We start from the raw sequence: 25,869 nt of genomic DNA, 5'->3' as shown, positions 1-25,869 counted from the left end.
AGACTTAAATAATAAATCAACCTTAAAATAAACATCAGTTCGGAATATGGCTGACGATAAGAAAGTAATTTTTTCTATGGTGGGGGTGTCGAAGATATATCCCCCGCAAAAACAAGTGCTAAAAAATATCTATCTGTCATTCTTTTATGGGGCAAAAATAGGTATAATCGGTCTTAACGGCTCGGGTAAATCCTCTCTGCTCAAGATCATTGCCGGTATCGACAAGAGCTATCAGGGAGAAGTAGTGTTCTCTCCGGGCTACTCCGTGGGGTATCTTGAACAGGACCCGCAGCTGGACCCCGACAAGACTGTGATAGAGGTGGTGCGCGAGGGTGTGCAGCCCATCATGGACCTGATTGCGGAGTTTGACAAGGTGAACGAGTCGTTCGGAGACCCGGATGTGCTTGAGGACCCCGACAAGATGGATGCACTGCTTGCCCGCCAGGCCGAGCTTCAGGACAAGCTCGATGCCGCTGACGCATGGAACATCGACTCGAAGCTCGAACGTGCGATGGATGCCCTACAGTGCCCGCCTGACGACCAGAAGATATCAACCCTCTCGGGTGGCGAACGCCGCCGTGTGGCTTTGTGCCGCCTCCTGCTCCAGCAGCCCGACATCCTTCTTCTCGACGAGCCTACCAACCACCTTGACGCGGAGAGCATCGACTGGCTTGAGCAGCATCTCCAGCAGTATCCCGGCACCGTGATAGCCATCACTCACGACCGTTACTTCCTTGACCATGTGGCGGGATGGATTCTTGAGCTTGACCGCGGCGAGGGCATACCATGGAAGGGTAACTATTCATCGTGGCTCGACCAGAAGACCAAGCGTATGGCACAGGAGGAGAAGCAGGCATCCAAACGCCGCAAGACACTCGAAAGAGAGCTTGAATGGGTGCGCATGGCTCCGAAGGCCCGCCAGGCAAAGGGCAAGGCCCGACTCAACAGCTATGACAGGCTCCTCAACGAAGACCAGAAGGAACGTGAGGAACGCCTTGAGATATTCATCCCCAACGGTCCGCGCCTTGGAGCAAAGGTGATCGATGTGCAGGGGTTCTCGAAAGCTTTCGGCAAAAAGCAGCTGTTCAAGGATCTGTCATTCTCGCTCCCTCAGGGCGGCATTGTGGGTGTGATAGGTCCCAACGGAGCAGGCAAGACCACTCTGTTCCGCCTCATCATGGGTCAGGAGACACCGGATGCAGGCACATTCGATGTGGGCGAGACCGTGAAGATCGCTTATGTCGACCAGACCCACCATGACCTTCTGCCCGAACGCAGCGTGTATGAGGTGATATCCCAGGGGGTGGAGAGCTTCCGCATGGGCGGCAGGGACATCAATGCCCGCGCCTATCTGTCGAGGTTCAATTTCACAGGAGCCGACCAGGAGAAGAAGATAGGAGTGCTCTCGGGCGGCGAGCGCAACCGTCTGCACCTTGCCATGGCTCTTAAGGAGGAGGGTAATGTGCTCCTGCTCGACGAGCCCACCAACGATATCGACGTGAACACTCTGCGCGCACTGGAGGAAGGCCTTGAGGACTTTGCCGGATGTGCAGTGGTAGTGAGCCACGACCGATGGTTCCTCGACAGGATATGCACACATATACTCTCGTTTGAGGGTGACGGCAATGTGGTGTTCTACGAGGGTTCCTACTCGGATTACGAAGAGTACAAGAAAGCCCACAACGGAGGCAAGGAGCCGGTGAGACGCCGCTACAGGAAACTTATGGAATAAATATATCACTCTAACGGATGAGGCTGTGCCCTTGATCTCATATATCCATGACATCACGGCACAGCCTCCAACTTACAATCATGAAGATACAAAACTTTTCTCTCTTCGCACTCCTTGCCGTGATGCTCGGAGTGATGTCGTCATGCTCAAAAAAGGCAGAGCTGCTTGACACGATCCCTGCCAATGTGACAACAGTAACAACATTGAATCTGCGGTCGCTATGCGAGGCTTCGGGCATAAAATTCACCGAGGAAGGCATAAAAGCATCTCCGGAAATCGAGAAGAACATAGCCCCTACCATACCGGATGTGATAAATAATCTGGCTGAGATGGATGCCAAGGGGGTTGCCGACTTCAGTACCATAGCACTCGTGCTCGACAAAAACAATACCGCCTTCATGACATTTGCCATCTCGGACTTCGAGCGGTTCAAACTTGTGATGGAGGATGCCATAACCTGGAATGCCGATAATGACGGATTCCACACCGGATATGCCGGGAACTATCCATTGGTGGCAAACGACTCTCAGATATGGATACTGTCGAGACACAACAAGACGGCGACACAGTGCGTGAAAGATGTGCTGAATGCCGCCAAGGAGATGCCCATAAGCAAGCTTGACGGTATTGCCCAGGCATTGAATCGCGATAATCTGGCAAACACCGCAATGATCAACTGGTTAGAGCAGTCGGACAAGAAACCGGACAATCAGTCGATACAGGAAAAAATGTGGAATGTCGCTGCCATCAACACTACTACGGACGGAAAATCGATAGTGCTCAACTGGGAGAGGATGACTTCGGACGGAAAGATCGAGAAGTCAAAGGGGATGCGGAATATCAATCCTGCGGTGCTTGCCTATGTGCCGGAAGGGTTCAACCTGACATTCGGAGCAGGACTGACCCCTGACTTCGACTGGACACCGTTCGAGACTATTGCCAGATTGTTCGGTGGATTCCAGGCGGAGGCTTTCATGAATGTGATAACTCCTTACCTTGAGTCCATCGACGGGACTCTGCTCATAGCTGCACGCCCGGTAACACCCAATGTGATTGACAGCGGCGACCCATCGGACTGGGATTTCATACTTCTTGTCCATATGCCTCAGAGGAAAATAAATCAGCTCACGGCTACTGTGAGTTCAATGATGGCTACCGCAGGCATCACCCCCAAGGCTGTGGGTGAGGGGCTGATTGCCGTACCCCAGTATGGCAAGGAGATAACCATAGGTAATGTGGACGGCTATCTGGGAATATCCACAATAGGATTTGACAATACACGAAATAATTCGCTTGCACCGATGTTTGTCAACAAGGAAATGTCGCTTAATATCATTGCAGATCCTTTGTCGGATTACATTAACGGTGCCCCCGAGGGTGTTGCCATGGAGTTGGCTATCGAAATGTCGGGCGGAAAGGGCCAGGCGAAATTCGCGCTTCCGGGAAGCAATGGTCCGATACTGACCTATCTGCTTTCTATAATGCTGGATTAGGACCAGAGGGCTATAAGTTTTTTTGACCAAAGGACCAGAGGGCTATAGGATTATGGCTCTATGGTCCTGTGGTCTGAAATTATTCGGGGCTTTAAATGATATAATGATGATACAAAACATTACTCTGCGGAGGGTGCTTCCGCAGGTGTTCCGCGGGAGCGAGAAGGAGTCGCCTGTGTGCGATAGTGAGGTGTGGATGCGTGATGAGTTGGTGTTCACGCGCCCCGGCAACTATATAATCGAGGCGGAGAGCGGGACCGGAAAGTCGTCGCTCTGCTCTTTTATATATGGGGCACGCACTGATTACGACGGGGAGATACTTATGGATGGGGAGCCTGTCAAGGGGTATTCCATTGAGAAATGGTGCCGGCTGCGCCGTGAGGCGTTGGCTTATCTGCCGCAGGAGATGCGGCTGTTTCCTGAGCTGTCAGTGATGGATAATATCATGGTGAAGAACCGTCTTACCTCCTACCGCAGTGAGGCGGAGATATTGCAGATGCTTGACCGCCTGGAATTGCGGCATAAGGCGGAATGGAACGCAGGACTACTCAGTGTGGGCCAGCAACAGAGGGTGGCTATAATCAGGGCTCTGTGCCAACCGTTTGATTTCCTGCTTGTGGACGAGCCTGTGAGCCATCTCGATGCGAGAAACAATGAGTCGGTGGCTGCATTAATAGTCGAGGAGGCTGAAAGACGATCGGCTGCCGTAATTGCCACTTCGGTAGGGAACAAGCTCACACTCAACGAGTTCAGACTACTGCACCTTTAGATGGATTCTTTATCAATAAATTATTACTAAATAAAATACAGGAGAACAGACAGGAGAACAGGAGAACTATTTCTGTAACTACAAAACCATAAATTTTCAAACATATTTTAAACCATAAATACACATTTATATATGAATACCACCGATCTTCTATCTATTATCAAAGATTGCGCCTTTGAGGTAAGAAAAGAACTTGCACCAGGTTACCTTGAATCGATATATAAAAAAGCTCTGGCGATCGAATTACGATCCCATGGGCTTAATATTGAAGAAGAGTCACCTATTCGGGTTAATTACAAAGGATATCATTCATGTAGGCGACTTCAGAGCAGACATAATAGTAGAAGGTAAAGTGATAATAGAGCTAAAAGCCATATCTTAATTAAATAAATCTCATCATATCCAATTAGTAAACTATCTTACAGCTACAAGAATTGATGATGGATTTCTAATAAATTATGGGGCTGAGGATTATCGTATAATACATAAAACTCGTCTTTTTGACAGGTCATATCGTTCCAAAAACCAAGTTCAAGAATAAAATAAGTCCTACTGTTCTCCTGTCTTTAATATATTAAAACAAATAATATCTAATCTATGTCTAATCCGATCAGGCGGCTGTTGCGCCGCAATATAAGCGGGGGGCAGATAGCGGGGTACGCTATCGCCAATCTGGCGGGACTGGTGATTGTCCTCACTGCCTTGCAATTCTATCGTGACATCACTTCGGTAAGCGATGCGGAGGATTCGTTCGTGTCTGCCGACTATATGATAATATCCAAACGCGTGGAGGGGCTTGACGGACTTATGGGTGGCGGGCAGGCGGCTACCACCTTCACTGCCGATGAACGCTCAGAGATCTCGTCACAGCCCTGGGCGGAAGAGGTGGGTGAATTCACCGCTGCGGATTTCAATATAAGCGCGCAGGTGAATATGGCTGGTGCCAACCTGTCGACGGCTCTATTCCTTGAGTCTATCCCTGACAAGTTTTTCGACATATCTCCCCGAGGATGGGACTACCGCCCCGGCTCGAATGACCCGGTGCCGGTAATCATATCCAAAGATTATCTTACGCTCTATAATTTCGGGTTTGCCGCCTCACGCGGGATGCCTCAGATATCGGAGGAACTTATAGGTATGCTCCCATTACGTCTGAGCCTCAGCGGCAACGGACGTCAGCAATGGGTGGACGCCCGCATAGCCGGATTCTCGTCAAGGCTCAACACTATAGCTGTGCCTGAGAACTTTCTCTCCTGGGCGAACGGGATTTACGGTGAAGGCCGCAACACCGAGCCGTCACGCCTGATAGTGAAACTGAAACGCGCAGGCGACCCTGAGGCGACAAAATATATGGAGAGCCATGATTACGAAATTGCCGGCGATAAGACCGCAGGTGGCAAAGCCGCTTATTTCCTGTCGATGGTCACTACTGTAGTGGTCGCCATCGGTGCCATAATCAGCATACTTGCGTTCTTTATACTTCTTCTCAGCATATATCTGCTCCTACAGAAGAACCGCTCCAAGATACACGACCTTATGCTCCTGGGATATACCCCGGGACAGGTGGCAAGGTATTACCAGACTATAGTTGCCACTGTCAATCTGTCGGTTCTGCTGCTGGCCGTAGCCGGGATGCTTGCTGCGTCGTCAATGTGGCAGGAACAGATAGAGGCTCTCGGTGCCCGCGGTGCATCGTGCGTGCCTACGGTCCTGACAGGCACTGCAATAATTCTTGCCATCACGGCGGGGAATATCATTGCTATCTCGCGCAATATCCGGAAGGGGTTCCGAGTGTAATCGGGACCAGAGAACTATATTAAGACAGGAGAACAGGAGAACTTTTAGACCAGAGGACCAAAGGACTATAGTTTTAATATATTCAGGTTCATATTTTGGTCCTATAAAAAAGTTCTCCTGTTCTCCTGTCCTATACAGCTCTCTGGTCCTTTGGTCTGAAAATTTCTCCATTCGGAATATATGACCATTTTTACTGCTCCTTTTATTCTTAATTACGGAAATTTTTCATTAATTTTGCGGAACGATAAAATAAATCAGCCAATCACTCAACGTTTCAAAATAAACAGATACTATGTCAAAGGTAACAGTTGTGGGCGCCGGCAACGTGGGCGCAACTTGTGCAAATGTGTTGGTAACTTGCGGCATCGCTGACGAGGTTGTCCTCCTCGATATCAAGGAGGGTGTATCCGAAGGCAAGGCCATGGATATCATGCAGACCGCCAGCATCCTTAATCTCAACACCCGCCTCACCGGCGTGACCAACGACTACTCCGCCACCGAAGGGAGCGATGTCGTAGTCATCACGTCAGGCATCCCCCGCAAGCCCGGCATGACCCGCGAGGAGCTTATCGGTGTTAATGCCGGCATCGTGAAGAGCGTGACCGAGCAGCTGCTCAAGCACTCTCCCAATGCAGTGATCATCTGCATCTCCAACCCTATGGACACTATGACCTATCTGATCCACAAGATCAGCGGTCTCCCCAAGAACCGTATCATCGGCATGGGCGGCGCACTCGACAGCGCACGTTTCAAATATTTCCTCGCCAACGCTCTCGGAGCTAACCGTACCGAGGTTGAGGGTATCGTTATCGGCGGTCACGGCGACACCACAATGATTCCTCTTGTGCGCTATGCGGCTTACCGTGGCGTGCCCGCCTCCAACTACCTTGACGCTGCCACACTTGAGAAAGTTGCTGCCGACACTATGGTGGGCGGTGCTACCCTCACCAAGCTTCTCGGCACCTCTGCATGGTACGCTCCAGGTGCGGCAGGAGCCCAAATGGTACAGGCTGTGCTCCACAACGAGCAGAAGCTCATCTCATGCTCCGCTCTTCTTGAGGGTGAGTACGGCGAAAGCGACCTCTGCATCGGTGTTCCCGCCATCATCGGCAAGAACGGTATCGAGAGAATCGTCGAGTTCGAACTCAACGAGGAGGAGAAGGCTCTCTTCCACAAGAGCGCAGAGGCTGTACACAAGACCAACGCGGCTCTCGAAGGATGCTGCTAAGCTCCGGTATGCATAGGTCATAACCGACATCGCATAAACATATTCAAGGGTTAAAGGCTCCAGGTCTTTAACCCTTTTCTCATATTATATCCCGCCGAACACCCGGAGCGACATTACCGCACCATCCCGGGCGTTGCGAGGCTGTAATTTTGTGGCTCCATCACAAAATTGCAGCCTTATGTTTCCTTCCTGTCACCCCACATGCCCAAAGGGTAGCCGTGCCGTCATCCCTTTTCCACTCTCATCCACCCTGCATGACCGCAGCCGGGTGCTGCGCTGTCACAATCTGCGCCCTGACCCTACAGGCGGTCTCATGGGGGTCAGCCGCCCCGCCACCATATCCTCCCTGCCCGGAGCAGAACCTGTGAAAGGGGGACTGATCACCCTCGACGACGGGACACGATGCATCATAATGTATCATCATGGTCACCTCAAAGCTGTCACAGACACTGAGATAAAGAGCATTATCCGCCTTGACGAAGCCCCAGCCACAGTGACGCGCACAGCCGGATCGCTCATAGTGATGCGCCACCGCGGCACCCCATTGCTGATACCTCTTGACACCCTCGTTCCCGCAGGCCACCTCAACGGCACCGTCATCACTCTCACCAGGCAGGATATGACCGCAGTGTCAGCCGACATCCCTGCCGTGACGCTCAAAGGCTCCTACGACACATCTTCCCGCACCCTTTGCGATGCCGACCGCACCACTCTCGACAAGGGTATGCGCGATGCTTATCTCAGGCTCTGTGACCTCGCCCGGCTGCAACGCCGCTACATTCAACCTGTAGTGGCACGCTACCGTCTCATCGGTGACGGAGGAGATGTGATATACACCTCCGCACCTGTGCTCATATCGCCCGAAAGCGGCCTGCAAGCCACCCACGCCTCCATACTTCTCACAGGCGAAGGATTCCGGCAAATGTCAGGAGCACGGCTCACAGCCACAGGCTACACAGTGGGGATCACCTATTCACGCACCCCCGATGCAGAATGGCTGTCAAGGGTACGTTCTGTGGAGGTGCTCGTATCGCCCCAGCTGCATCCGCTTGTCACCGGACTTCCAGGAACATTCACACGTACCGGAAGCTCCACCACACAGCTCACATTCACCCATACACTGCCCGGGGTCAACCCCCTGGATGATCCAGGATCCTCGTCGAGCAGGCTCACCCGCTGCATCACATCCATAATCGACAATGCCGACACCACCCTGCGCAGCTCTCCGGCGGAAGATGACACGTCCGAAGAGATGGCGCGCCTGCAATCCATCATATCCATTCCCTCGACACCACCTACCCCCGACAGCATAATGAGGGTACGCCTCAGTCCGCCCAACACATTCACCGCCGGGTGCACAGCCCGCAGCGGTGACCTCATCGCATGGGGCAACCTCACGGCAATACCGTTTGACGGCTACACACTCCCCGAAATGTCGGCCAAAGTCATCGCCTCGGAGAGCTCGACACCGACTGCCGTGCAAGTGACCATGCAGGACGGCTCCACAGTGGTGAGCCAGACGGTAGTACACAAGCAATCAGTCACATCACTCTCACCTCTCTTGGTGTATCCCAACCCCGACGCACGCCTCATCACCCTCATAGCCGGCAGACGCTCCGTGACGCTGCCACTAACGCCATCGCCGTGCGGCAGATGGGCCTACTACCTTTCGCCGACACTTGCCCCGGTGACATTCACCGACGACACCGAAGGATTCGTCAGTCCGCCCTCTTCGCCCAGTCTCCGTCGCTATCCCTCAGGGATAGCCATCACCACAGAATCGTCACCTCTCACACCGACTGCGGTAAGTGCGGGGGATGCCTCGGTGATACACAGCCTGCTCCCATCGATGCGCCACAGCAGCTCATTCACAGTGCCGGCAGCACGCTTCTACACTCTCGGCACCGGCGGCATATCATCCATGACACTCACCGACCGGCGCACGCGCATCAACATGAACCTCCTCGACAGCAGAGGGATCACCGATCACCGTGCCGCCACACCCATACCCGGAGGCATAGCGGCGATAACAGGCGACAGGCTGATCGCCATAACAGGCTCCCGCCAGTCCTCGACCATACTCGAAGAGTGCCCCTCCGGTATGCTCGGATGGGACGACTCCCGCGGAGAACTATGGATAGTGCCATACGGAGATGAACCGACACTTGTCACAACCCTTGACGGCAAAACACTCTACACACGCTCATCATCAGGAGCGTCCTCCCTGCTATCCTCACTACAGTCGCTCATACTCGTCACCTCCGAGGGTGAGCTACTTGACACTGCCAAGGAGGATGAGCCATCGGTATGCCGCGCCAGATACACGGTGACCCTCCCGCACACCTTTGCCCCAGGCTCTCATGCAATGCTATATCTGCCCATATACGGAGAAAGCATGCGGGGCACCATATCGCTATCGGCATCCCATCACAGGCCCGACACCCCAGTGTCAGCAGCCACTTTGCCACACCTGCTGACACTCACCATCAACGGAGGCTCCCTGCGCCATCCGCTGACCGGATCACTCCGCATACCGCACTCCCATCATCTCACCCTCGACATCGACATCAACTCGGAATCACCTCACACCATAAGGATCAGACACACGCCATCATGACAATAGAATCAATCAACCGCTCACGCCACGAAACCATACGCAGAATGCGTTACGATCCACTGACAGGCAATCCCGACGACCCATGCCGGAAACAGGTGACACGCGGCATACACACACTCCATATCCCCGAAAGCATGCTCCGCGATCCCGCCTACACCCCATCGCTCTCCACAATCGAATTCAATATGCTGCGCTTCCGCCACGATTTTGAATTCTGGGCGGCTACATGCGTAAAGATCACCGACAAGGAGAGCAAGCTCCCGATACCGTTCATACTCAACCGCCCGCAGCGACGCCTGCTGTCGCTCATCGAAGGGCAACGCACAGCCGGAATGCCCATAAGGCTCATCATGGTAAAAGCCAGGCAATGGGGAGGCTCAACGCTCATACAGGTGTATTTCGCATGGATACAGATCATACACCAGCGCAACTGGCATTCGCTGATATGCGCCCACGTCAAGGACACATCAAGCACCATACGCGGCATGTACAGCCATATACTGTCGCACTATCCTGCCGAATACTGGACGGAGGAGTGCGAGCCTGAGTTCCGTCCGTTCGAGCGCATGGGCAACACGCGCTATATCCCCGGGCGAGGATGCCGTGTCACAGTGTGTTCCAGCGAGAACCAGGAGTCGACGCGCGGCATGGACTGCTCGATGGCCCATCTGAGCGAGGTGGCATTCTGGCGCGACTCCCTCCAGCACAATCCGCTCGACCTGATACGCTCGGTGTCGTCCGGTATAGCCATGAAGCCGATGACCTGCGTGGTGCTCGAAAGCACCGCCAACGGAGTGGGCAACTTCTTCCACCGCGAATGGCTGCGCGCCACAGAGGGGAAGAGCGACAAGGCTCCATTCTTCGTGCCATGGTATGAGATCGACATGTACGCCTCGCCGGTAGATGATCCTGACAAGTTCTATGCCGGGCTCAATGACTACGAACGCGGGCTGTGGGAGCATCACGGATGCACCCTTGAGGCAATAAAATGGTACCGGAGAAAGGCGTCGGAATATCTTGACCGACGCTCCATGATGGCGGAGTTCCCGTCGACTGCCGAAGAGGCGTTCACATCCACCGAGACCAATGTGTTCTCAGCCGACGATGTGAAACGCCTGCGCGACACAGGCTGTTCGCTCACCCCGCTGACCGGCGAAGTGGCAGGCTCGCGCACAGGCATACCATCCGACATCTCCGAACCGCACTTCACACCCTCGCCACAAGGCAAAGCCTCGATATGGGTGCCGCCACGACAGGGCGCGAGCTACATAGCCAGCCTCGATATAGGAGGCAGGTCCCACAATGCCGACTATTCGGTGATCACAGTTCTCGACCGGCACTCCGACAGCGGCTCCCCGCCCGAGGTGGCGGCCCAATGGAGGGGGCATATCGATCACGATCTCCTGGCATGGATTGCAGCCGCCATGGCAAAATGGTACAACACAGCCCTGCTCGTGGTGGAGAGCAACACATGGGAGACCTCCTCGGAAGGGAGCGGACAATACATACTGCGCACTCTTGCCGACGAGTACCCCAACATGTACTTCCGCGCCAACAATCTTCCGGGATTCCATACCAACGTAAGCACCAAAGCCTCGCTGATAGCCCACCTGATACGCCTTGTGAGGGAAGGGGGATACATCGAACACGACAACGGTGCCTGCGACGAGCTGCTACAATACGAGGCTCTCTCCAACGGCAGTTATGCCGCCCGGCGGGGATGTCACGACGATATCCTCATGTCACGCGCCATAGCCCTTTGGGTACACGCCACCGAAGCCCACGCTGCCTGTCCGGACCTCTCCGATTCCGACCTCATAGCCCTCATGAGCCAATAGACGGCTCCGCCCTGATGACAAAAAACAACGAGAAACAACCGGAAAACACTAAAGTTTTCTGATTGTTTCTCGTTGATGGAGGCTTCCCGGGAAGCACTCAAATCCTATGATGTCGCAATTATTTTGCAGCGGCAATAGAATTTTTGCGGAATTCCTTGAGGAGCTTCTCAAGTTCCAGAGACACCTTGCGTGCACGTGCTCCGGCTGCCTTGTTACCTGATTCTACCTGAGCGGCTGCATCCTTGGCAAACGCTTCGAAACCGGCATTGATCTGTTCTACGAGAGTTTTCATGTCTAAGTGAGGATTAAAATATAATGTGATGATTTTTGCAAATTTACACACTTTTGCCCCACATTCCAAATGTTTTTCTCCTTTTTTGTACTCATAATCTCTTATTTACATTATTTTTCGGCAAAAAACCGTAACTTTGACCCTGCTAATGCCAGATTTATGATAGAATACTCCACATTCTCACTGCCTAACGGACTGAGGGTCATACACAACTATGATCCGTCAACAGCCATGGTGGCAGTCAATACACTATACAATGTCGGCTCTCGGGATGAATCTCCGGAACTCACAGGCCTCGCACACCTCTTCGAGCACCTGATGTTTGGCGGATCAGTCAACATACCGGATTTCGATGCCGAAATCGAACGTGCCGGAGGCACCAACAACGCCTGGACCTCCAACGATTTCACCAATTTCTACGACGTTGCCCCGGCTGCCAACTTCGAGACGCTTCTATGGCTTGAAAGCGACCGTATGCTCGGGCTCTCCTTCTCGCCCGCTTCACTTGAGGTGCAACGCTCGGTGGTGATCGAAGAATTCAAGCAGACCCACCTGAACCGTCCCTACGGCGATGTGGCACACCGCCTGCGCTCACTCCTCTACACCACCCATCCTTACCGCTACCCCACAATAGGGAAAGAGATAAGCCACATAGAACGTGTGACGATGGAGGATGTGAAACACTTCTTCTACACCCACTACGCACCCAACAATGCTGTGCTTGCCATAAGCGGCAACGTGACATTGGAGCGGGCGCGCGAGGCTGTGGAACGATGGTATGGAGCAATACCGCGCCGTGACATATCACCGCGCCTCTATCAGCCCGAAACCATTTCGGACAGCCCGAGGGAGTGCACCGTCACAGGTGCCGTGCCACAGCCATTGATAGTGATAGCCTATCCTATGGCAGCCTACGGCGAGCGTGGTTATATCGAGGCCGATATCCTCACCGACATCCTTGCCTCGGGACGCTCGTCACGCTACTACAGGCAGCTTCTTATGGCTGACCCTCTGTTCACAGAGGTGGACGCCTCGATAGCCGGAAGCGAGGAACCGGGGTTCCTAATGCTGCGTGCGCGCCTGTCCGATGCGTCACAGAAGTCGGTGGAGCGAGCACGCACAATCCTCACTACGGTAGCCTCGGAATGCACCGGCATAACCGACCGCGAACTCACCCGCGCCGTCAACCGCTACGAGAGCAACCATCAGTTCTCAATGCTGTCATATCTCACACGCGCCCAGGAGCTTGCCCTATCGGAAATGCACGGCGAGGACATCAACAGCCGCGTGGCAGCCTACCGCTCGGTGACTACTGCCGATGTGGCATCGGCCACGGAATCAATAATCAATCCGTCACACGCATGCACACTCATATATCTGCCTCAATAGTTCATAGTGAATAATAAAATACCGGTTACCATACAATCTCAAGCCTGAAATACGGGCATAAAAAAAATGTGGGGAGCTTCACAGCTGCCCACATGCTTTAACCTAACTTTTTGTTGACTTTAAACTTAATGATAGTAGCTATATGCGACTGACGGTAATTTAAGTACTTAATGTAATTGTAGCACAAAGGTAGATATTTTATCGTATCCCTGCCACATGAGTTTAAGTTAAAATCTGTTAATTAAAGCGAAAATCATCACATTTATCCATATTTCAGACCCTCCACAAGCCATCTGAGCATACTTTTGCCAATCACAACGTCCGCTCACCGCCCCAATTTCTTTAACAAATAATTGTCGCTGAAAACAAAAAGCACTATATTTGTAACCTCCAAGAGAACCCCTAAAAATGGAAAAAATATCCGCCACAATCTTAGCCCTCAACGAAGAGCACCGCATAGCGGCGTGCCTTGAATCATTGCGAGACATCGCCGAGGAGATTATTGTGGTCGATTCAGGCTCGACCGACCGCACGGTCGAGATATGCCGGCAATACGGATGCCGTGTCACCATGCGCCAGTTTGACGGATTCGGCGCACAACGTCAGTACGCCACATCGCTCACCTCCCATCAGCATGTCCTTTCGATTGATGCCGACGAAGTGCTGTCGCCGGCCCTGCGCGAAAGCATACTCGCTCTCAAGGAAAAAGGGTTCGAGCACAGGGTATACAGCATATCCCGCCTGAACTTCTATTGCGGATACCCTGTGAAGCACTGCGGATGGTATCCCGACTGTCAGATACGCCTCTTTGACAAGCGTTATGCCACATGGAACCTTCGCGACGTAGCCGAAAAGGTGATATTCCGCGACTCCGTGCGCCCCGAGCTGCTTGACGGCGACATACTGCATTACCGCTGCGACACGCCGGAACAGTACAGGAAAGTAGTGCGCAACCACGCCGGAATCAAAGCGAGAGTGCTTGCCGCAGCCCCCGATGAGATACCGTTGCTGTCGCCTGTGGCTCATGGGCTAAAGGCATTCTGGGACATATTCATCAACCACGGAGGCATCCTTGAAGGGAAAATCGGAAGGGAGATAGCACGCGAATCGTATGTGAGCGAATATCTCGCTTACCGCGCGGCCCAGAAGCTCAAAAGGGAACGGGGACAATAAATGTCCTGACAAGAATCCCGGTATATATATAGACCAAACGGGAAGATGATATCACATCGTCCTCCCGCTTAGATAATAAACCAATCATTATCACATTTCTTGCAATGGAAAAAGTAATTTTGCTATGTACTGTTAAAACGCATCTCCGCAAGAATGGTTCACGGCATATGAAAATTTTTCCGAAATTTTTCAGCCCCATCCGGGCTTAAGCATTTTTAACACCGATGTGCAATCTCTTTGCCGCCCTGCGGCATTATCTTTGCACTGTAATCAGATATCATAAGAAGCATAATCATAATAACACGAAATATAATGGCAAAGAAAGAGACCACCGTAAAAGGGGCAAAGGACAAGGAGAAAGAGACCGATCCTGTAAAGGCAAAGCTCAACGCCCTTGCCCAAGCGATGGGAAACATCGAAAAGAACTTTGGCCGCGGTGCCATAATGAAACTCGGTGACGAGCAGATCGAGGATGTGGAAGTGATACCCTCAGGCTCGATAGGACTCAACTACGCCCTCGGCGTAGGAGGCTACCCCCGCGGCAGAATCATCGAGATATACGGCCCGGAGTCATCGGGAAAGACCACCCTCGCCATCCACGCCATAGCCGAGGCTCAGAAAGCCGGAGGCATAGCGGCGATAATCGATGCGGAACACGCTTTCGACCGTTTCTACGCCGAGAAACTCGGTGTCGACGTCAACAACCTGCTCATGGCCCAGCCCGACAACGGCGAACAGGCACTTGAGATCGCCGAACAGCTCATACGCTCTTCAGCCATCGACATCCTTGTAGTCGACTCGGTGGCCGCCCTCACCCCCAAGAGCGAAATCGACGGCGATATGGGCGACAAGAACGTGGGAGTGCAGGCTCGCCTCATGTCGCAGGCGATGCGCAAACTCACTGCCACCATATCGCGCACCAACACCTGCTGCATCTTCATCAACCAGCTCCGCGAGAAGATAGGCGTGATGTTCGGACCCTCGGAAACCACCACAGGTGGCAACGCGCTGAAATTCTATGCATCCGTGCGCATCGACATCCGCCCCTCCACATCCATCAAGGACGGCGACGACATCCTCGGAAAGCTCACCAAGGTAAAGGTGGTGAAGAACAAGGTGGCTCCCCCCTTCAAGCGTGCCGAGTTTGACATCATGTTCGGAGAGGGAATATCCCGCAGCGGCGAGATAATCGACCTCGGTGTGGAGTACGGCATCATACAGAAGAGCGGTTCATGGTTCAGCTACAACGGCTCCAAGATAGCCCAGGGCAGGGACCAGGCAAAACGCATGATAATGGACAACCCCGAACTCGCCTCCGAGCTTGAGGAGAAGATCAACGAGGCTCTGCGCAACGCCGCCACCAGCAAGCCCGCCAAGAAATCATCATCCGAAAAGGACCAGAAGAAGTCATCGGCAAAAGGATCCAAGGCTGAGGAGGCTGAGGAGATAGCCGACATCGCCGATATAGCCGACGGCACTCTCCCCGGCACTGACGATCTTGATCTGCCCGATGATTTCTCCATAGAGGAGGACATCTGACACACATCTGACAGCACCCCGCCCAGGCGACACCGACCGGCCCCGACAACAGGGCCTGCCAGTGTCGCATTTTTATGCCTAAACGCCTCCCGGCACCATCAAACATGCGGGATGATACATTATTGTATCTTTTTGCGACAAAATCGCACAACCGAACACAAAAAAGCCCACATCACGTTACATGCAAAAAGCATGACAACCACGGCTTTTGACTAACTTTACATTCCGAAACGGCATGGGTAAAACACCATTCCCATCTCCACTCCGACAAAATAAATCCACACCATAATTATCACATGAAAAAGACCGTTCTATCACTCCTATGCACAGGAGCCGCACTGATGCTCCAGTCGTTCGGCAACCCCTACCTGCCGCTGTGGGAACATCTCCCCGACGGAGAGCCCAGAGTGTTCGAGGACCCCGACCGCCCGGGAAAATACAGGGCATACATCATCGGATCGCACGACACAAGCGTGGACCGCTACTGCGGCTCCGACATACGCATGTGGTCAGCACCGGTAGAGGATCTCACCGACTGGCGCGATGAAGGTGCGATATTCACCTATTCCCATAACGGAAAATGGGACATAATGTACGCCCCCGATCTCGTGGAAGTACCGCAGAAAGACGGCTCGAAGATATATTATCTATACCCACACAGCCGCGGACCGAGACGCGAGGCGATGGTGTGCAAAGGCACCCGCCCCGACGGCCCCTTCACCCCGGTGAATCTTTCGGAGGACGGCTCTCACACCGTTGCGGGCAGTGTGCTCGGTTTCGATCCGTCGATCTATGTTGACATAATCACCGACCCCTCCGATCCGGACTACGGTACAGGTTTCCGCGCTTACGGATTCTGGGGATTCCAGCGTTCGCTCGCCGCCGAACTTGACCCCGCCACAATGTACTCCGTAAGACCGGGCACAGAGACGATGCCCTACTTCATCCCTGCGTGCACCCCTGACGGCAAGGTGCGCGACCCCGAGGGCACACAATATCCGGCACTCTACAAGGAGCAGGACCCGAAGGACTTCGGATTCTTCGAAGCATCCTCCATACGCAAGGTCGGCAACAAATATGTGATGATATTCTCGGGATACTCAGGACGCGAATACGGACTGGGCAATACCAATTCCACCCTGCGTTACGCATTCGGTGACACCCCTCTCGGCCCATGGCGCAGCGGAGGAGTGCTCGTTGACTCCCGCGGCATCGTCCCGAATGCCGACGGCACACATCTCGCCTGCACCAATGCGGCACACAACACACACGGAAGCCTACAGGACATCAACGGACAATGGTATGTGTTCTATCACCGTCCCCCACGCGGATTCGGTTTCGCCCGCCAGGCTATGGTGGCACCTGTCACCATCCAATGGGACGAGACTCCTGTGGCACAGGGAGGCAAAGTGGTGATACGCGGCTATGACCCCTACGCTCCCGACGGCATATGGACAGCCCGCACATCCGACGGCAACGAGTACACCGGAGCCGAAGTGACCTCGGAAGGGTTTCAGATCTATGGTCTCGACCCATTCAGATATTATTCCGCAGGCTATGCATGCTACCTCTCCGACATAGGAGCGCAGCAGGATTCATGGGACATCTGGGACAACGACATGCCTGTAAGGATGAAAGGCAACGATATCGTCGGCTTCAAGTACTTCGGCTTCGGAGGTCTGGACAAAGGCACCAAGGGTGTGCCGGCATTCCAGGGCACAAAGAAGGGGGACAAGACACATATCAACATCTTCCTCACACCTATCACCGACCAATCGTTCAAGGTGGCAGTGATGCTTGACGGTCCTTACGACAACTCCACATGGAAAGGGAAGAAGATCGGAGAGATCACCGTTCCGGAAAGCGGCAAGCGGGCAAAGGGCGAAGAGGTGATACGCCTCACAGCCGACGTATCCGTAGCTGTGGACGGACTCAAAGGCAAACACGCCATATATCTTGTGGCCGAAGGGGAGAACGGCAAGCCTCTGTGCATGCTCAAAGGCTTAGGATTCAGCAAGAGAGGGAAACACCTCGAATGTCCGAAAGTGCCTGAGGTAACGATCAGCGTGAACGGCAACAGGGTAGAACTTCCCGCCACTCCCACGAGAATGACAGCCGAAAACGGATACACAGGATATGACAGATACGATGTCGACTACAAGCTTGAAGGGAACAGAAACCCCACCCCCAAAGTGACCGCATCGTCCGACGACAGGAAAGTGAAAATCAATATCAGCCAGCCTGTCGACGGCAAAGCCACGGTGACTTTCGACAACCGAGGTGTGAAAAAAATCTACACTATAAATATAATCTAATACACAACAGGGTAAAACACATTAACTACCCTCCCGGAAAACAGGAGTCACAACCCTCCGGGCTATCTGAGACAAGCCCATCCGCCAGCCGTAACAAGCGCGATGCGGACGGGCTTTCATCACTCATCCAGAAATCGTCCGACCTACAATAAGCCGATGACTGCAAGCCAAAAGCATATTCTGAAACGCTAATTTTAAGCCCAAGTATTTTGTCGGGCTATGGAAATTTTCTTAACTTTGTGCTTATACAATAAGACCATATCTGACATGACTATCAAACAGTCTATGCATGACATACTGGAGCATGAAGCCAAGGCTCTTCTCTCCATACCCTACAGTGAGGACTATGACCGCGCCATAGAGCTCATAATCGAACATGTGCACCGTCGCGGAGGCAAGCTCGTGGCATCCGGCATGGGCAAGGCAGGGCAGGTGGCCCTCAACATCGCCACCACATTCTCCTCCACCGGAACACCCGGAGTGTTCCTGCATCCCGGCGAGGCACAGCACGGCGACATAGGGGTGCTTCAGCCCAACGACGTGATGCTCCTGATCTCCAACTCGGGCACCACCCGCGAAATGCTTGACCTCGTCGCTCTGACCAAGGATCTCCATCCCGAGATCCCGGTGATTGCAATGACAGGCAATCCCGAGAGTGAACTATCACGCCTGTCGGACGTTACTCTACTTACAGGAGGAGCCCCGGAGGTGTGTCCGCTCGGGCTCACCCCCACCACATCCACCACTGTGATGACAGCTATCGGCGATGTGCTCATAGTCAATGTGATGAATCTCATAGGCCTCTCTTCAAAAGAGTACTCCAAACGTCATCACGGAGGCTTCCTCGGACACAAGTCACGCAAAGAATCAGGATACTGAGCAACCCATATGCACCCCCTTAAGGCGGGTGAAAGCGAATATTACGGACAATGAACAAAGCTATTTTTATAGGAGAGCTGTCGCTCAATGTCACACTCCCGCAACAATGTGACGGAGCAGCCGCCACAAGGGTCGGCGACCGTCTCGTGGCAGCCGCCATGATCGACGGAGAGATGGGCGTGGAGACATGCTTCGTAGGGGAAACCGCCGCCGACGCGGTGGGCGACCATATAATATCCGCCCTTGAGAAATCACACATCGACACCACATCCGTTGACCGCTTCACCGAAGGCGCAAGCCCGGTGCGCATCACCTCAGCAGCAGCCGGCGACAACCGCGCCGTGCTTCATTCGGCATACCCTTCCGAACCGGTCAACCCTGTGTGGCCGCGAGTCAACGAGGGGGATGTGACTGTGTACGGATCATACATGGTCCTTGACAAGCGCAATCACTCCCGCATCATCGAGCTTCTCGACCACGCACGCGCACGCAAGGCAGAGACAGTGTATCTCCCCTATTTCGATCCGCGCCAGGTGTCGCGCACCACACGCATCATGCCTGAGGTGTGGGACAATCTGGAAGCAGCAAGCCTCGTGATCGCAACCGTAAAGGACCTTGACGCCCTTTTCCCCGGAGAAGACCCCGCCACGGCATTCAGCGGGCACATCCTGTTCTACTGCCGCAGGTGCCTGATACTGGACTATTCGTCTCTCACCATGAGATTCTTCGACGGCGACAGGTCCTGGACATTCGATTGCCATCCCACTGCCAACGATGAATTCACATGGACCGCCGGTGCCATAGCAGGAGCTGTGCGCGCTCTCACAGAAAAAATCAGCGATCCTGACGACATCATGGCAAAGGCCAACGAAACCGCCCGCTCACGACTCTCTGACCAATAAAACCCAAGCCACATATGAAGCCTCTTTCGCTCGAACCAGTATTCCTACCCGCCACAGCCGACACAGCCAATATCCGTGCTCGGCTGAAGAAGGTACGCGCCCCCGAGGACAGCATATCCTCCTTGCTCGGCACAGATTTCGACACGGCATATGACACGCTGCGCACGACTGCAGCAGCAGGGACCGCCGCTGACGAGGCTGCCCAGGTGACATCCACTCTTGCCGAAATGGACTCCGTGCTGTCAGCAGCCGGTTCCGAGGGGGAGAATGACTCGCAACGCATCATACTCCATGCCGCAATACTACAGATACTGACGGCTCTTCATATCGAACAGAATTCGCTTGACGATGCGGCAGTGACTGCCGCACGTGCCCTGTCGCTGCTTGCACGCGACCCCAAGCGCAAGGACACCCCTTTCCTCCAGGTGCTCGGATGCCTGCTCTACGACATCTCCCATCTCCACGGCGAGAGGGGGGAGTTCAAACAGGCGGAACGTGAGGTGGAGAAATCCATCAAGGTGTTTGAGCGGCTCGCCAAGACCAATCCCGACCGATACGCGTCGCCTCACGTAATGGCACTCAACGGAGCCACCTCGGTATACCGCAACCGCGTGAAGCAGGCCGAACTGCTCGCCCACTATCAGGCTGCCACCTCATCCTATCTCCAGATGCTCAACTCAGGGGTGGAGGATGCCGCTGCCCGCTTAGTGGAATCACTCACCGCCGAGGGGGACACTCTCGCCCGCATGGGCCGCCACCGCGAGGCTATACAATACTATTCCCGCGCCCTTAAATATCTCACACGCCTGGAGCCGGCATTCACGCTCCATCAGCTAAGGCTCTCCATAGCTCTTGGGAAGTCAATGCTCTCAGTGAGCGCGATGCGCGAGAAAGGTGTGCACCTGCTCAACACCATGCTCCATAAGGCGACAAAGATAAACGCCCTTGACGAGCACCGCCTGATAGTGGATGCACTGTATCACGCCAAGAGCCGGTCGCTCGACATTCTCAGCCTCTGGCACAAGGTGTTCCCTAAATAAAACTACTGGAAACAACATTATCACATAAAGCAATGTCAACCCACCTACCCACATCCTCTCTCCCCAAAATCGAGGATGCCAGAATAGCCGTAGTGTCAGCCGAATGGAACGGACACATCACCGGACCGCTCACCGAGGGTGCTGTCAGCACTCTAAAGGAGAACGGACTGACCGACGATGAGATAGGAGTGTTCACTGTGCCGGGAGCCGTAGAGCTTACATTTGCCGCCTCCAAGCTCATAGAATCGAGCGAATACGATGCCGTGATCGTGATAGGATGCGTGATCAAGGGTGACACACCCCATTTCGACTATGTGTGCTCAAGCGTCACCCAAGGCATAACCCACCTGAATGCCGAATGTGACATCCCTGTGATATTCGGAGTGCTCACCGTGCTTGACGAGCAGCAGGCTCTCGACCGCGCGGGAGGCAGGCTCGGCAACAAAGGCTCCGAAGCTGCCGAGACAGCTATAAAGATGGTAGCCTTCAACCGTTCGGTGTAGGGTGAGCGAACACCACCTGCACCATACACCTGCAAACCTAATTTACAACATACCATAATATTACAGCTATGGAGCGTCTGATGCACTATGTGTGGCAATATCGGCTGCTGACCCCTGCCGATATGGTCACTGTGGACGGACGCAGAATATCCATAATCGATCCGGGACGGCACAACACAGATGCCGGTCCCGATTTCTTTAACGCTAAAATTAAGATAGGGGAACGCACTTGGGCGGGGGATGTAGAGATGCATGTACGTGCAAGCGACTGGCACCGCCATCACCATGACTCCGATCCGGCATACGACTCGGTGGTGCTCCATGTGGTGGACTGTGATGACGCACCCATATCCCGACGCAACGGAGAGATAATACCGCAGATGGTGATGAGATGCTCTCCCGAGTTCCACCGACGTTATGACATGCTTGTGGGACGTTCGGACATAGACCTGCCATGCGCCCCGGAGATCCCCGCAATCCACCCTCTGCATCTGCGCGACTGGATCACAGCCCTATCATACGAAAGGGCATATGCCAAGGCTGACCGGCTCATAGCCCATCTCGAACGCTATACCGGCGACTGGGAACAGACCCTCTACGTCACTCTCGCCCGGGCTTTGGGCTTCAGCATCAACTCCGAGCCGATGGAGCGCATGGCTCTGTCCCTGCCTCTGCATTTCCTGCGCAAACACAGCGACTCTCTTACTGCCATAGAGGCTCTGATGTTCGGTCAGGCAGGTCTTCTGCCTTGTTCGCCCGATCCTGACGGCACTGCCCGCCCACAACCTACCGGAGATCCGTATATCGACAGCCTCGTGAGAGAATATGTATTCCTTGCCCACAAATTTTCTCTGCGCCCTGTCACTTCTCCCGGATGGAAGATGGGGCGGATGCGTCCTCAGAATCTCCCCTACCGCCGCATAGCTCTCCTTGCAGCAATGGTAGCCGGAGATTTCCGCATCGTGAGAAGGCTCCTGAGCGCGAAGTGTCCTGATGAGGCTATCGAGCTGATGCGCATGCCTCTGACCGGATATTGGTCCAACCGGTTCTCGTTCGGTGCGGCATCCGAACGCTCCTTCGAGACTATGAGCCGTGCCTCCGCCACTGTCCTGGTAATAAATGTGGCTATACCTCTGATGATTGCCTATGGTATGCGCCATGGCGACGATGCCCTCACCGGGAGGGCTTTCGAATGGCTTACGACGCTCCCTCCAGAGAGCAATTCTATAGTCAGCACTTTCTCTGCTGCGGGGATATCTGCCCGCGATGCGTTCACTTCTCAGGCTCTGATTCAGCTGCGGCGGGAGTATTGCGAGAAGCATGCCTGCCTGTTGTGCCGTATAGGGCACAGGCTCCTGGCTGCCCGCGCCAAAAGATAGACCAGAGAACCATATTAAGACAGGAGAACTGGAGAACTTTTTATAGGACCAGAGATCCATATAGACAGAAGAACAGGAGATCTGTTAGCGAGAATCAAGGATTATAGGCTTTACAGCTATAGTCCTATGGCTCTCCGGGCTAACAGATCTCCTGTTCTTCTGTCTTTTATATTACTCAGCCTGGGCTTTTGCGCGCTCAAGATATTTCTTGACATCGATGCCCATCTGAGGACCGTAGTTGGGATATTCCTTTACGATTTCCTCATATACGGCTGCCTCTGCCTTGTAGTCCTTCATCTCGCGGAGCACGGTTGCCTCCTTGAGCATGAATGCGGGTGTGTAGGCGGGATTGCCGTCAGACAGGCTGATCGCTTTCTTGAAGCAGTCAAGTGCCTCGGCATACTTCTTAAGGTTGACATAGCAGTCACCCTCAAGGCTCTTTGCCCCTGCGCTGATGATTGATTCGGATGAAGAATAACCGTTGAGGTATTTTATAGCCTCCTCGTACTTCTTGTCCTTATAGAGAAGGATAGCGGCGTTGAGCCCTGCGAGCTCGCCTGCCTTGTAGCCATGGTTGTCAGCTACCTGCTGATACTTTGCCAGCGCGATACTGTCGTTGCCCATAAGCAGCTCTATATCCGCCTGTCCGAGTGCGTCATTGGCACTCTGGATGCCCGGCTGACGGACAGCATAGACGTAAACGAGCACCGCAATAACCACTGCTGCCACTGCAACGCAGGCATACATGATGGTCTTAGGGTTCTTCTGCACTCTCTCGCCAAGTCCGGTGAGGGTGTCGTTCACCTCGTCAATTGAGGTGCGTGTTTCTTCTTCGTGATTTGTATTTGCCATTGTGTATTGTATTTTTTCAGATTGAAGGGGACTATGGGAACGCCTGACTATTAAAAAATCTGCCGTTCCAAGGTGCAAAATTAGCATTTATTCCGCTAAGTATGAAATTTTTCGGATGCAATTTTACCCTTTGTTTTCAAAAGTTGATAAGCGGATATGATATATCAGCACCAAAACCCATTCTAAAATACATGATCGATCATCACATCATGTTAAAACACTTTAACACTATTGCCCGGATTATCTTTTTCCACCGGATGAGGAATACCTGAATTCGCTCCTGAAATATCCTGTCGGCGAAATGAGTCGGCGTGCCTCTAAGCTGCTTGCCGGGGATGTATAAGTCACAGGTTGCCCTGAGCCGAATCCTATAACGTGTGGATTTATGGAAATAAATTATTAATTTTGCGGCACCTTGAAACAACAATAGGATTTAACTAAACAAAAAAGAGAATTCATTATGTCGACTTATACAGCACTTGACTCACGCAAGGTCACCACACGCCGTCTTACTGAGATGAAAGCCAAGGGTGAGAAGATAGCCATGCTCACCGCCTATGACTATTCGATGGCAAAACTCATCGACGAGGCAGGCATGGACGTCATCCTCGTAGGCGACTCGGCATCCAATGTCATGGCGGGCAACACCACCACTCTGCCCATGACCCTCGATCAGATGATATATCATGCCAAGAGTGTGATGAAAGGCACCAACCGTGCGCTCGTAGTGTGCGACATGCCTTTCGGCACCTATCAGGGCAACCCCCTTGAGGCTCTGTCGTCAGCAATCCGCATCATGAAGGAGAGCCACGCCGAAGCCGTGAAGATGGAGGGTGGCGAAGAGATAATCGAGAGCATACAGAGGATTCTCTCGGCAGGCATCCCAGTGATGGGGCATCTCGGACTCACCCCACAGTCGATCAACAAGTTCGGCACATACAACGTGCGTGCCCGCGAAGAGGCTGAGGCTGCGAAGCTGCTCAAAGATGCTCATCTGCTTGAGGATGCGGGATGCTTCGCTATCGTGCTGGAGAAGATACCCGCCGATCTTGCCACTCGCGTGGCATCGGAGCTGGCCATACCGGTGATAGGTATCGGCGCAGGTGGAGGATGTGACGGACAGGTGCTTGTGATGCATGACATGCTCGGCATCAACGAGGGGTTCTCACCAAGGTTCCTCCGCCGTTACGCCGATCTGGGCAATACAATCAAGGATGCTGTAGGATCATACATCACCGACGTGAAATCGTCCGACTTCCCCAACGAGCAGGAGCAATATTAAGAGCTTGTCTGCTTTCAAAAGAAGGCAAAGCTAAACATACTCTAAAACAGAAGACAATAACAAAGGAGAAGGCAACAGCTCATATGGGCATTGTCTTCTCCTTGGTTATTTTATTCGGGAATCTCAATCCTCACCCAACAGGTCAGGACGGAGGAGGCGGGTGCGTGCGAGTGCCTGCTCATGCTTCCAGTCGTCGATCTTCGCCTTATGTCCGGAAAGCAGAATGTCGGGCACACGCCACCCCTTGTATTCGGCAGGACGCGTGTAGACCGGTGGGGCGAGAAGGTTATCCTGGAAAGAATCGCTCAGCGCGCTCTGCTCGTCACCGATGGCACCCGGTATAAGGCGCACAACCGCATCGGCTATGACCACAGCCGGGATCTCACCCCCGGTGAGCACATAGTCGCCGATGGATATCTCCTTGGTGATGAGATGTTCGCGTATGCGATAGTCGACCCCCTTGTAGTGTCCGCACAGGATTATAATGTTCTCGCACAGCGAGAGGGTGTTAGCCATGGGCTGATCAAACTGTTCGCCGTCGGGGGATGTGAATATGACTTCATCATAGTCACGCTGCTCCCTGAGCCATGCTATGGCACGGTCGACAGGCTCAACCTGCATCACCATACCAGCCTCTCCGCCAAATGGATAGTCGTCGACCTTGCGATGCTTGTTGGTGGTGTACTCGCGAAGGTTATGTACGGCAATCTCCACAAGCCCCTTGTCCTGCGCCCTCTTCAGGATGGAACAGTTAAGGGGTGATTCGAGCATCTCGGGGAGCACTGTGAGAATATCTATACGCATAGTCGTTTCAGTAATATACTGCAAAAGTACAAAAATTTTTTAAGCC

At 53.5% G+C, this 25,869-nt stretch carries 21 protein-coding genes and 1 pseudogene; 19 read left to right on the top strand and 3 right to left on the bottom strand.

What is annotated here, in order from left to right; translation table 11 throughout:
- Positions 1-46: 46 nt before the first annotated feature.
- From ettA to EZ315_RS05555, 9 genes are all read left to right on the top strand, one after another.
- Complete coding sequence (gene ettA / locus EZ315_RS05590; protein WP_135471207.1) at positions 47-1,732, top strand: energy-dependent translational throttle protein EttA; 1,686 nt, start codon at positions 47-49, stop codon at positions 1,730-1,732.
- An 80-nt stretch (positions 1,733-1,812) separates the two neighbouring features.
- Positions 1,813-3,225 (top strand): hypothetical protein, encoded by a 1,413-nt coding sequence (locus tag EZ315_RS05585; RefSeq protein WP_135471206.1) that lies wholly within the window; start codon positions 1,813-1,815, stop codon positions 3,223-3,225.
- A 103-nt stretch (positions 3,226-3,328) separates the two neighbouring features.
- Positions 3,329-3,994 carry an ATP-binding cassette domain-containing protein gene (locus tag EZ315_RS05580; RefSeq protein WP_302574508.1) on the top strand — a complete coding sequence of 222 codons (666 nt, stop codon included), beginning with the start codon at positions 3,329-3,331 and terminating at the stop codon, positions 3,992-3,994.
- Between the two features lie 132 nt (positions 3,995-4,126).
- Entirely contained in the window at positions 4,127-4,345 is a 219-nt protein-coding gene (locus EZ315_RS16905; RefSeq protein WP_317129897.1) for a GxxExxY protein, read from the top strand.
- Positions 4,346-4,394: 49 nt separating this feature from the next.
- Positions 4,395-4,535 carry a hypothetical protein gene (locus EZ315_RS16900; RefSeq protein WP_317129910.1) on the top strand — a complete coding sequence of 47 codons (141 nt, stop codon included), beginning with the start codon at positions 4,395-4,397 and terminating at the stop codon, positions 4,533-4,535.
- Positions 4,536-4,591: 56 nt separating this feature from the next.
- The gene (locus tag EZ315_RS05570) at positions 4,592-5,791 is read left to right on the top strand and encodes an ABC transporter permease (RefSeq protein ID WP_135471205.1); all 1,200 of its coding nucleotides are present in this window, start codon (positions 4,592-4,594) and stop codon (positions 5,789-5,791) included.
- Positions 5,792-6,083: 292 nt separating this feature from the next.
- Positions 6,084-7,019: a malate dehydrogenase gene (locus EZ315_RS05565; protein WP_135471204.1), complete on the top strand. Its 936-nt coding sequence runs from the start codon at positions 6,084-6,086 to the stop codon at positions 7,017-7,019.
- 178 nt (positions 7,020-7,197) lie between these two features.
- Positions 7,198-9,636: a hypothetical protein gene (locus tag EZ315_RS05560; protein WP_135471203.1), complete on the top strand. Its 2,439-nt coding sequence runs from the start codon at positions 7,198-7,200 to the stop codon at positions 9,634-9,636.
- Entirely contained in the window at positions 9,633-11,474 is a 1,842-nt protein-coding gene (locus EZ315_RS05555; RefSeq protein ID WP_135471202.1) for a hypothetical protein, read from the top strand. The genes EZ315_RS05560 and EZ315_RS05555 overlap by 4 nt, the downstream gene beginning before the upstream one ends.
- Positions 11,475-11,592: 118 nt before the next feature.
- Here the strand turns inward: EZ315_RS05555 and EZ315_RS05550 are convergent, their stop codons facing one another.
- Positions 11,593-11,766, bottom strand: a complete 174-nt coding sequence (locus EZ315_RS05550; protein ID WP_135471201.1) for a histone H1 — start codon at positions 11,764-11,766, stop codon at positions 11,593-11,595.
- A gap of 159 nt (positions 11,767-11,925) precedes the next feature.
- Between EZ315_RS05550 and EZ315_RS05545 the strand changes: the two genes are divergently transcribed.
- The 9 genes and pseudogenes from EZ315_RS05545 to EZ315_RS05505 all read left to right on the top strand — a co-directional run bounded on the left by EZ315_RS05545 (position 11,926) and on the right by EZ315_RS05505 (position 22,885).
- On the top strand, positions 11,926-13,155 hold the full coding sequence (locus tag EZ315_RS05545) for a M16 family metallopeptidase (RefSeq protein WP_170957478.1): 1,230 nt from the start codon (positions 11,926-11,928) through the stop codon (positions 13,153-13,155).
- Positions 13,156-13,563: 408 nt separating this feature from the next.
- Positions 13,564-14,328, top strand: a complete 765-nt coding sequence (locus tag EZ315_RS05540; protein ID WP_135471199.1) for a glycosyltransferase family 2 protein — start codon at positions 13,564-13,566, stop codon at positions 14,326-14,328.
- Positions 14,329-14,640: 312 nt separating this feature from the next.
- Positions 14,641-15,678: pseudogene (gene recA / locus EZ315_RS05535) on the top strand (recombinase RecA); the annotation flags it as partial.
- Positions 15,679-16,163: 485 nt separating this feature from the next.
- Positions 16,164-18,182 (top strand): hypothetical protein, encoded by a 2,019-nt coding sequence (locus tag EZ315_RS05530; RefSeq protein WP_242452514.1) that lies wholly within the window; start codon positions 16,164-16,166, stop codon positions 18,180-18,182.
- A 267-nt stretch (positions 18,183-18,449) separates the two neighbouring features.
- Positions 18,450-19,061, top strand: a complete 612-nt coding sequence (locus EZ315_RS05525) for an SIS domain-containing protein (RefSeq protein ID WP_135471198.1) — start codon at positions 18,450-18,452, stop codon at positions 19,059-19,061.
- A 50-nt stretch (positions 19,062-19,111) separates the two neighbouring features.
- Positions 19,112-19,963: a PfkB family carbohydrate kinase gene (locus tag EZ315_RS05520; protein ID WP_135471197.1), complete on the top strand. Its 852-nt coding sequence runs from the start codon at positions 19,112-19,114 to the stop codon at positions 19,961-19,963.
- Positions 19,964-19,977: 14 nt separating this feature from the next.
- Positions 19,978-21,003, top strand: coding sequence for a tetratricopeptide repeat protein (locus tag EZ315_RS05515; RefSeq protein ID WP_135471196.1), 1,026 nt, complete (start codon positions 19,978-19,980; stop codon positions 21,001-21,003).
- A gap of 32 nt (positions 21,004-21,035) precedes the next feature.
- Entirely contained in the window at positions 21,036-21,506 is a 471-nt protein-coding gene (gene ribH, locus EZ315_RS05510; protein ID WP_135471195.1) for a 6,7-dimethyl-8-ribityllumazine synthase, read from the top strand.
- Between the two features lie 68 nt (positions 21,507-21,574).
- The gene (locus EZ315_RS05505) at positions 21,575-22,885 is read left to right on the top strand and encodes a DUF2851 family protein (protein ID WP_135471194.1); all 1,311 of its coding nucleotides are present in this window, start codon (positions 21,575-21,577) and stop codon (positions 22,883-22,885) included.
- Between the two features lie 171 nt (positions 22,886-23,056).
- Here the strand turns inward: EZ315_RS05505 and EZ315_RS05500 are convergent, their stop codons facing one another.
- Complete coding sequence (locus tag EZ315_RS05500; protein WP_170957476.1) at positions 23,057-23,737, bottom strand: tetratricopeptide repeat protein; 681 nt, start codon at positions 23,735-23,737, stop codon at positions 23,057-23,059.
- Positions 23,738-24,197: 460 nt separating this feature from the next.
- Between EZ315_RS05500 and panB the strand changes: the two genes are divergently transcribed.
- Positions 24,198-25,019, top strand: coding sequence for a 3-methyl-2-oxobutanoate hydroxymethyltransferase (panB, locus tag EZ315_RS05495; RefSeq protein ID WP_135471192.1), 822 nt, complete (start codon positions 24,198-24,200; stop codon positions 25,017-25,019).
- A gap of 123 nt (positions 25,020-25,142) precedes the next feature.
- Here the strand turns inward: panB and trmD are convergent, their stop codons facing one another.
- A complete protein-coding gene (gene trmD / locus EZ315_RS05490; protein ID WP_135471191.1) occupies positions 25,143-25,823 on the bottom strand; it encodes a tRNA (guanosine(37)-N1)-methyltransferase TrmD in 681 nt (226 codons plus the stop codon).
- Between the last annotated feature and the right edge of the window lie 46 nt (positions 25,824-25,869).

It is taken from the genome of Duncaniella freteri, from assembly GCF_004766125.1.
Classification (GTDB): domain Bacteria; phylum Bacteroidota; class Bacteroidia; order Bacteroidales; family Muribaculaceae; genus Duncaniella; species Duncaniella freteri.
The sequence above is the reverse complement of the archived record's forward strand: the minus strand, read 5'-3'. Positions and strand labels throughout refer to the sequence as shown.

Excerpts from the sequence above, each read along its gene's own strand:
- EZ315_RS05585 (WP_135471206.1), top strand. The coding sequence starts at position 1,813 with ATGAAGATACAAAACTTTTCTCTCTTCGCACTCCTTGCCGTGATGCTC.
- trmD (WP_135471191.1), bottom strand. The coding sequence starts at position 25,823 with ATGCGTATAGATATTCTCACAGTGCTCCCCGAGATGCTCGAATCACCC.
- EZ315_RS05560 (WP_135471203.1), top strand. The coding sequence starts at position 7,198 with ATGTTTCCTTCCTGTCACCCCACATGCCCAAAGGGTAGCCGTGCCGTC.
- EZ315_RS05540 (WP_135471199.1), top strand. The coding sequence starts at position 13,564 with ATGGAAAAAATATCCGCCACAATCTTAGCCCTCAACGAAGAGCACCGC.
- panB (WP_135471192.1), top strand. The coding sequence starts at position 24,198 with ATGTCGACTTATACAGCACTTGACTCACGCAAGGTCACCACACGCCGT.
- ettA (WP_135471207.1), top strand. The coding sequence starts at position 47 with ATGGCTGACGATAAGAAAGTAATTTTTTCTATGGTGGGGGTGTCGAAG.
- EZ315_RS05545 (WP_170957478.1), top strand. The coding sequence starts at position 11,926 with ATGATAGAATACTCCACATTCTCACTGCCTAACGGACTGAGGGTCATA.
- EZ315_RS05515 (WP_135471196.1), top strand. The coding sequence starts at position 19,978 with ATGAAGCCTCTTTCGCTCGAACCAGTATTCCTACCCGCCACAGCCGAC.
- EZ315_RS05550 (WP_135471201.1), bottom strand. The coding sequence starts at position 11,766 with ATGAAAACTCTCGTAGAACAGATCAATGCCGGTTTCGAAGCGTTTGCC.
- EZ315_RS05580 (WP_302574508.1), top strand. The coding sequence starts at position 3,329 with ATGATGATACAAAACATTACTCTGCGGAGGGTGCTTCCGCAGGTGTTC.
- EZ315_RS05525 (WP_135471198.1), top strand. The coding sequence starts at position 18,450 with ATGACTATCAAACAGTCTATGCATGACATACTGGAGCATGAAGCCAAG.
- EZ315_RS05520 (WP_135471197.1), top strand. The coding sequence starts at position 19,112 with ATGAACAAAGCTATTTTTATAGGAGAGCTGTCGCTCAATGTCACACTC.
- EZ315_RS05570 (WP_135471205.1), top strand. The coding sequence starts at position 4,592 with ATGTCTAATCCGATCAGGCGGCTGTTGCGCCGCAATATAAGCGGGGGG.
- EZ315_RS05565 (WP_135471204.1), top strand. The coding sequence starts at position 6,084 with ATGTCAAAGGTAACAGTTGTGGGCGCCGGCAACGTGGGCGCAACTTGT.
- EZ315_RS05555 (WP_135471202.1), top strand. The coding sequence starts at position 9,633 with ATGACAATAGAATCAATCAACCGCTCACGCCACGAAACCATACGCAGA.
- ribH (WP_135471195.1), top strand. The coding sequence starts at position 21,036 with ATGTCAACCCACCTACCCACATCCTCTCTCCCCAAAATCGAGGATGCC.
- EZ315_RS16905 (WP_317129897.1), top strand. The coding sequence starts at position 4,127 with ATGAATACCACCGATCTTCTATCTATTATCAAAGATTGCGCCTTTGAG.
- EZ315_RS05500 (WP_170957476.1), bottom strand. The coding sequence starts at position 23,737 with ATGGCAAATACAAATCACGAAGAAGAAACACGCACCTCAATTGACGAG.
- EZ315_RS05530 (WP_242452514.1), top strand. The coding sequence starts at position 16,164 with ATGAAAAAGACCGTTCTATCACTCCTATGCACAGGAGCCGCACTGATG.
- EZ315_RS05505 (WP_135471194.1), top strand. The coding sequence starts at position 21,575 with ATGGAGCGTCTGATGCACTATGTGTGGCAATATCGGCTGCTGACCCCT.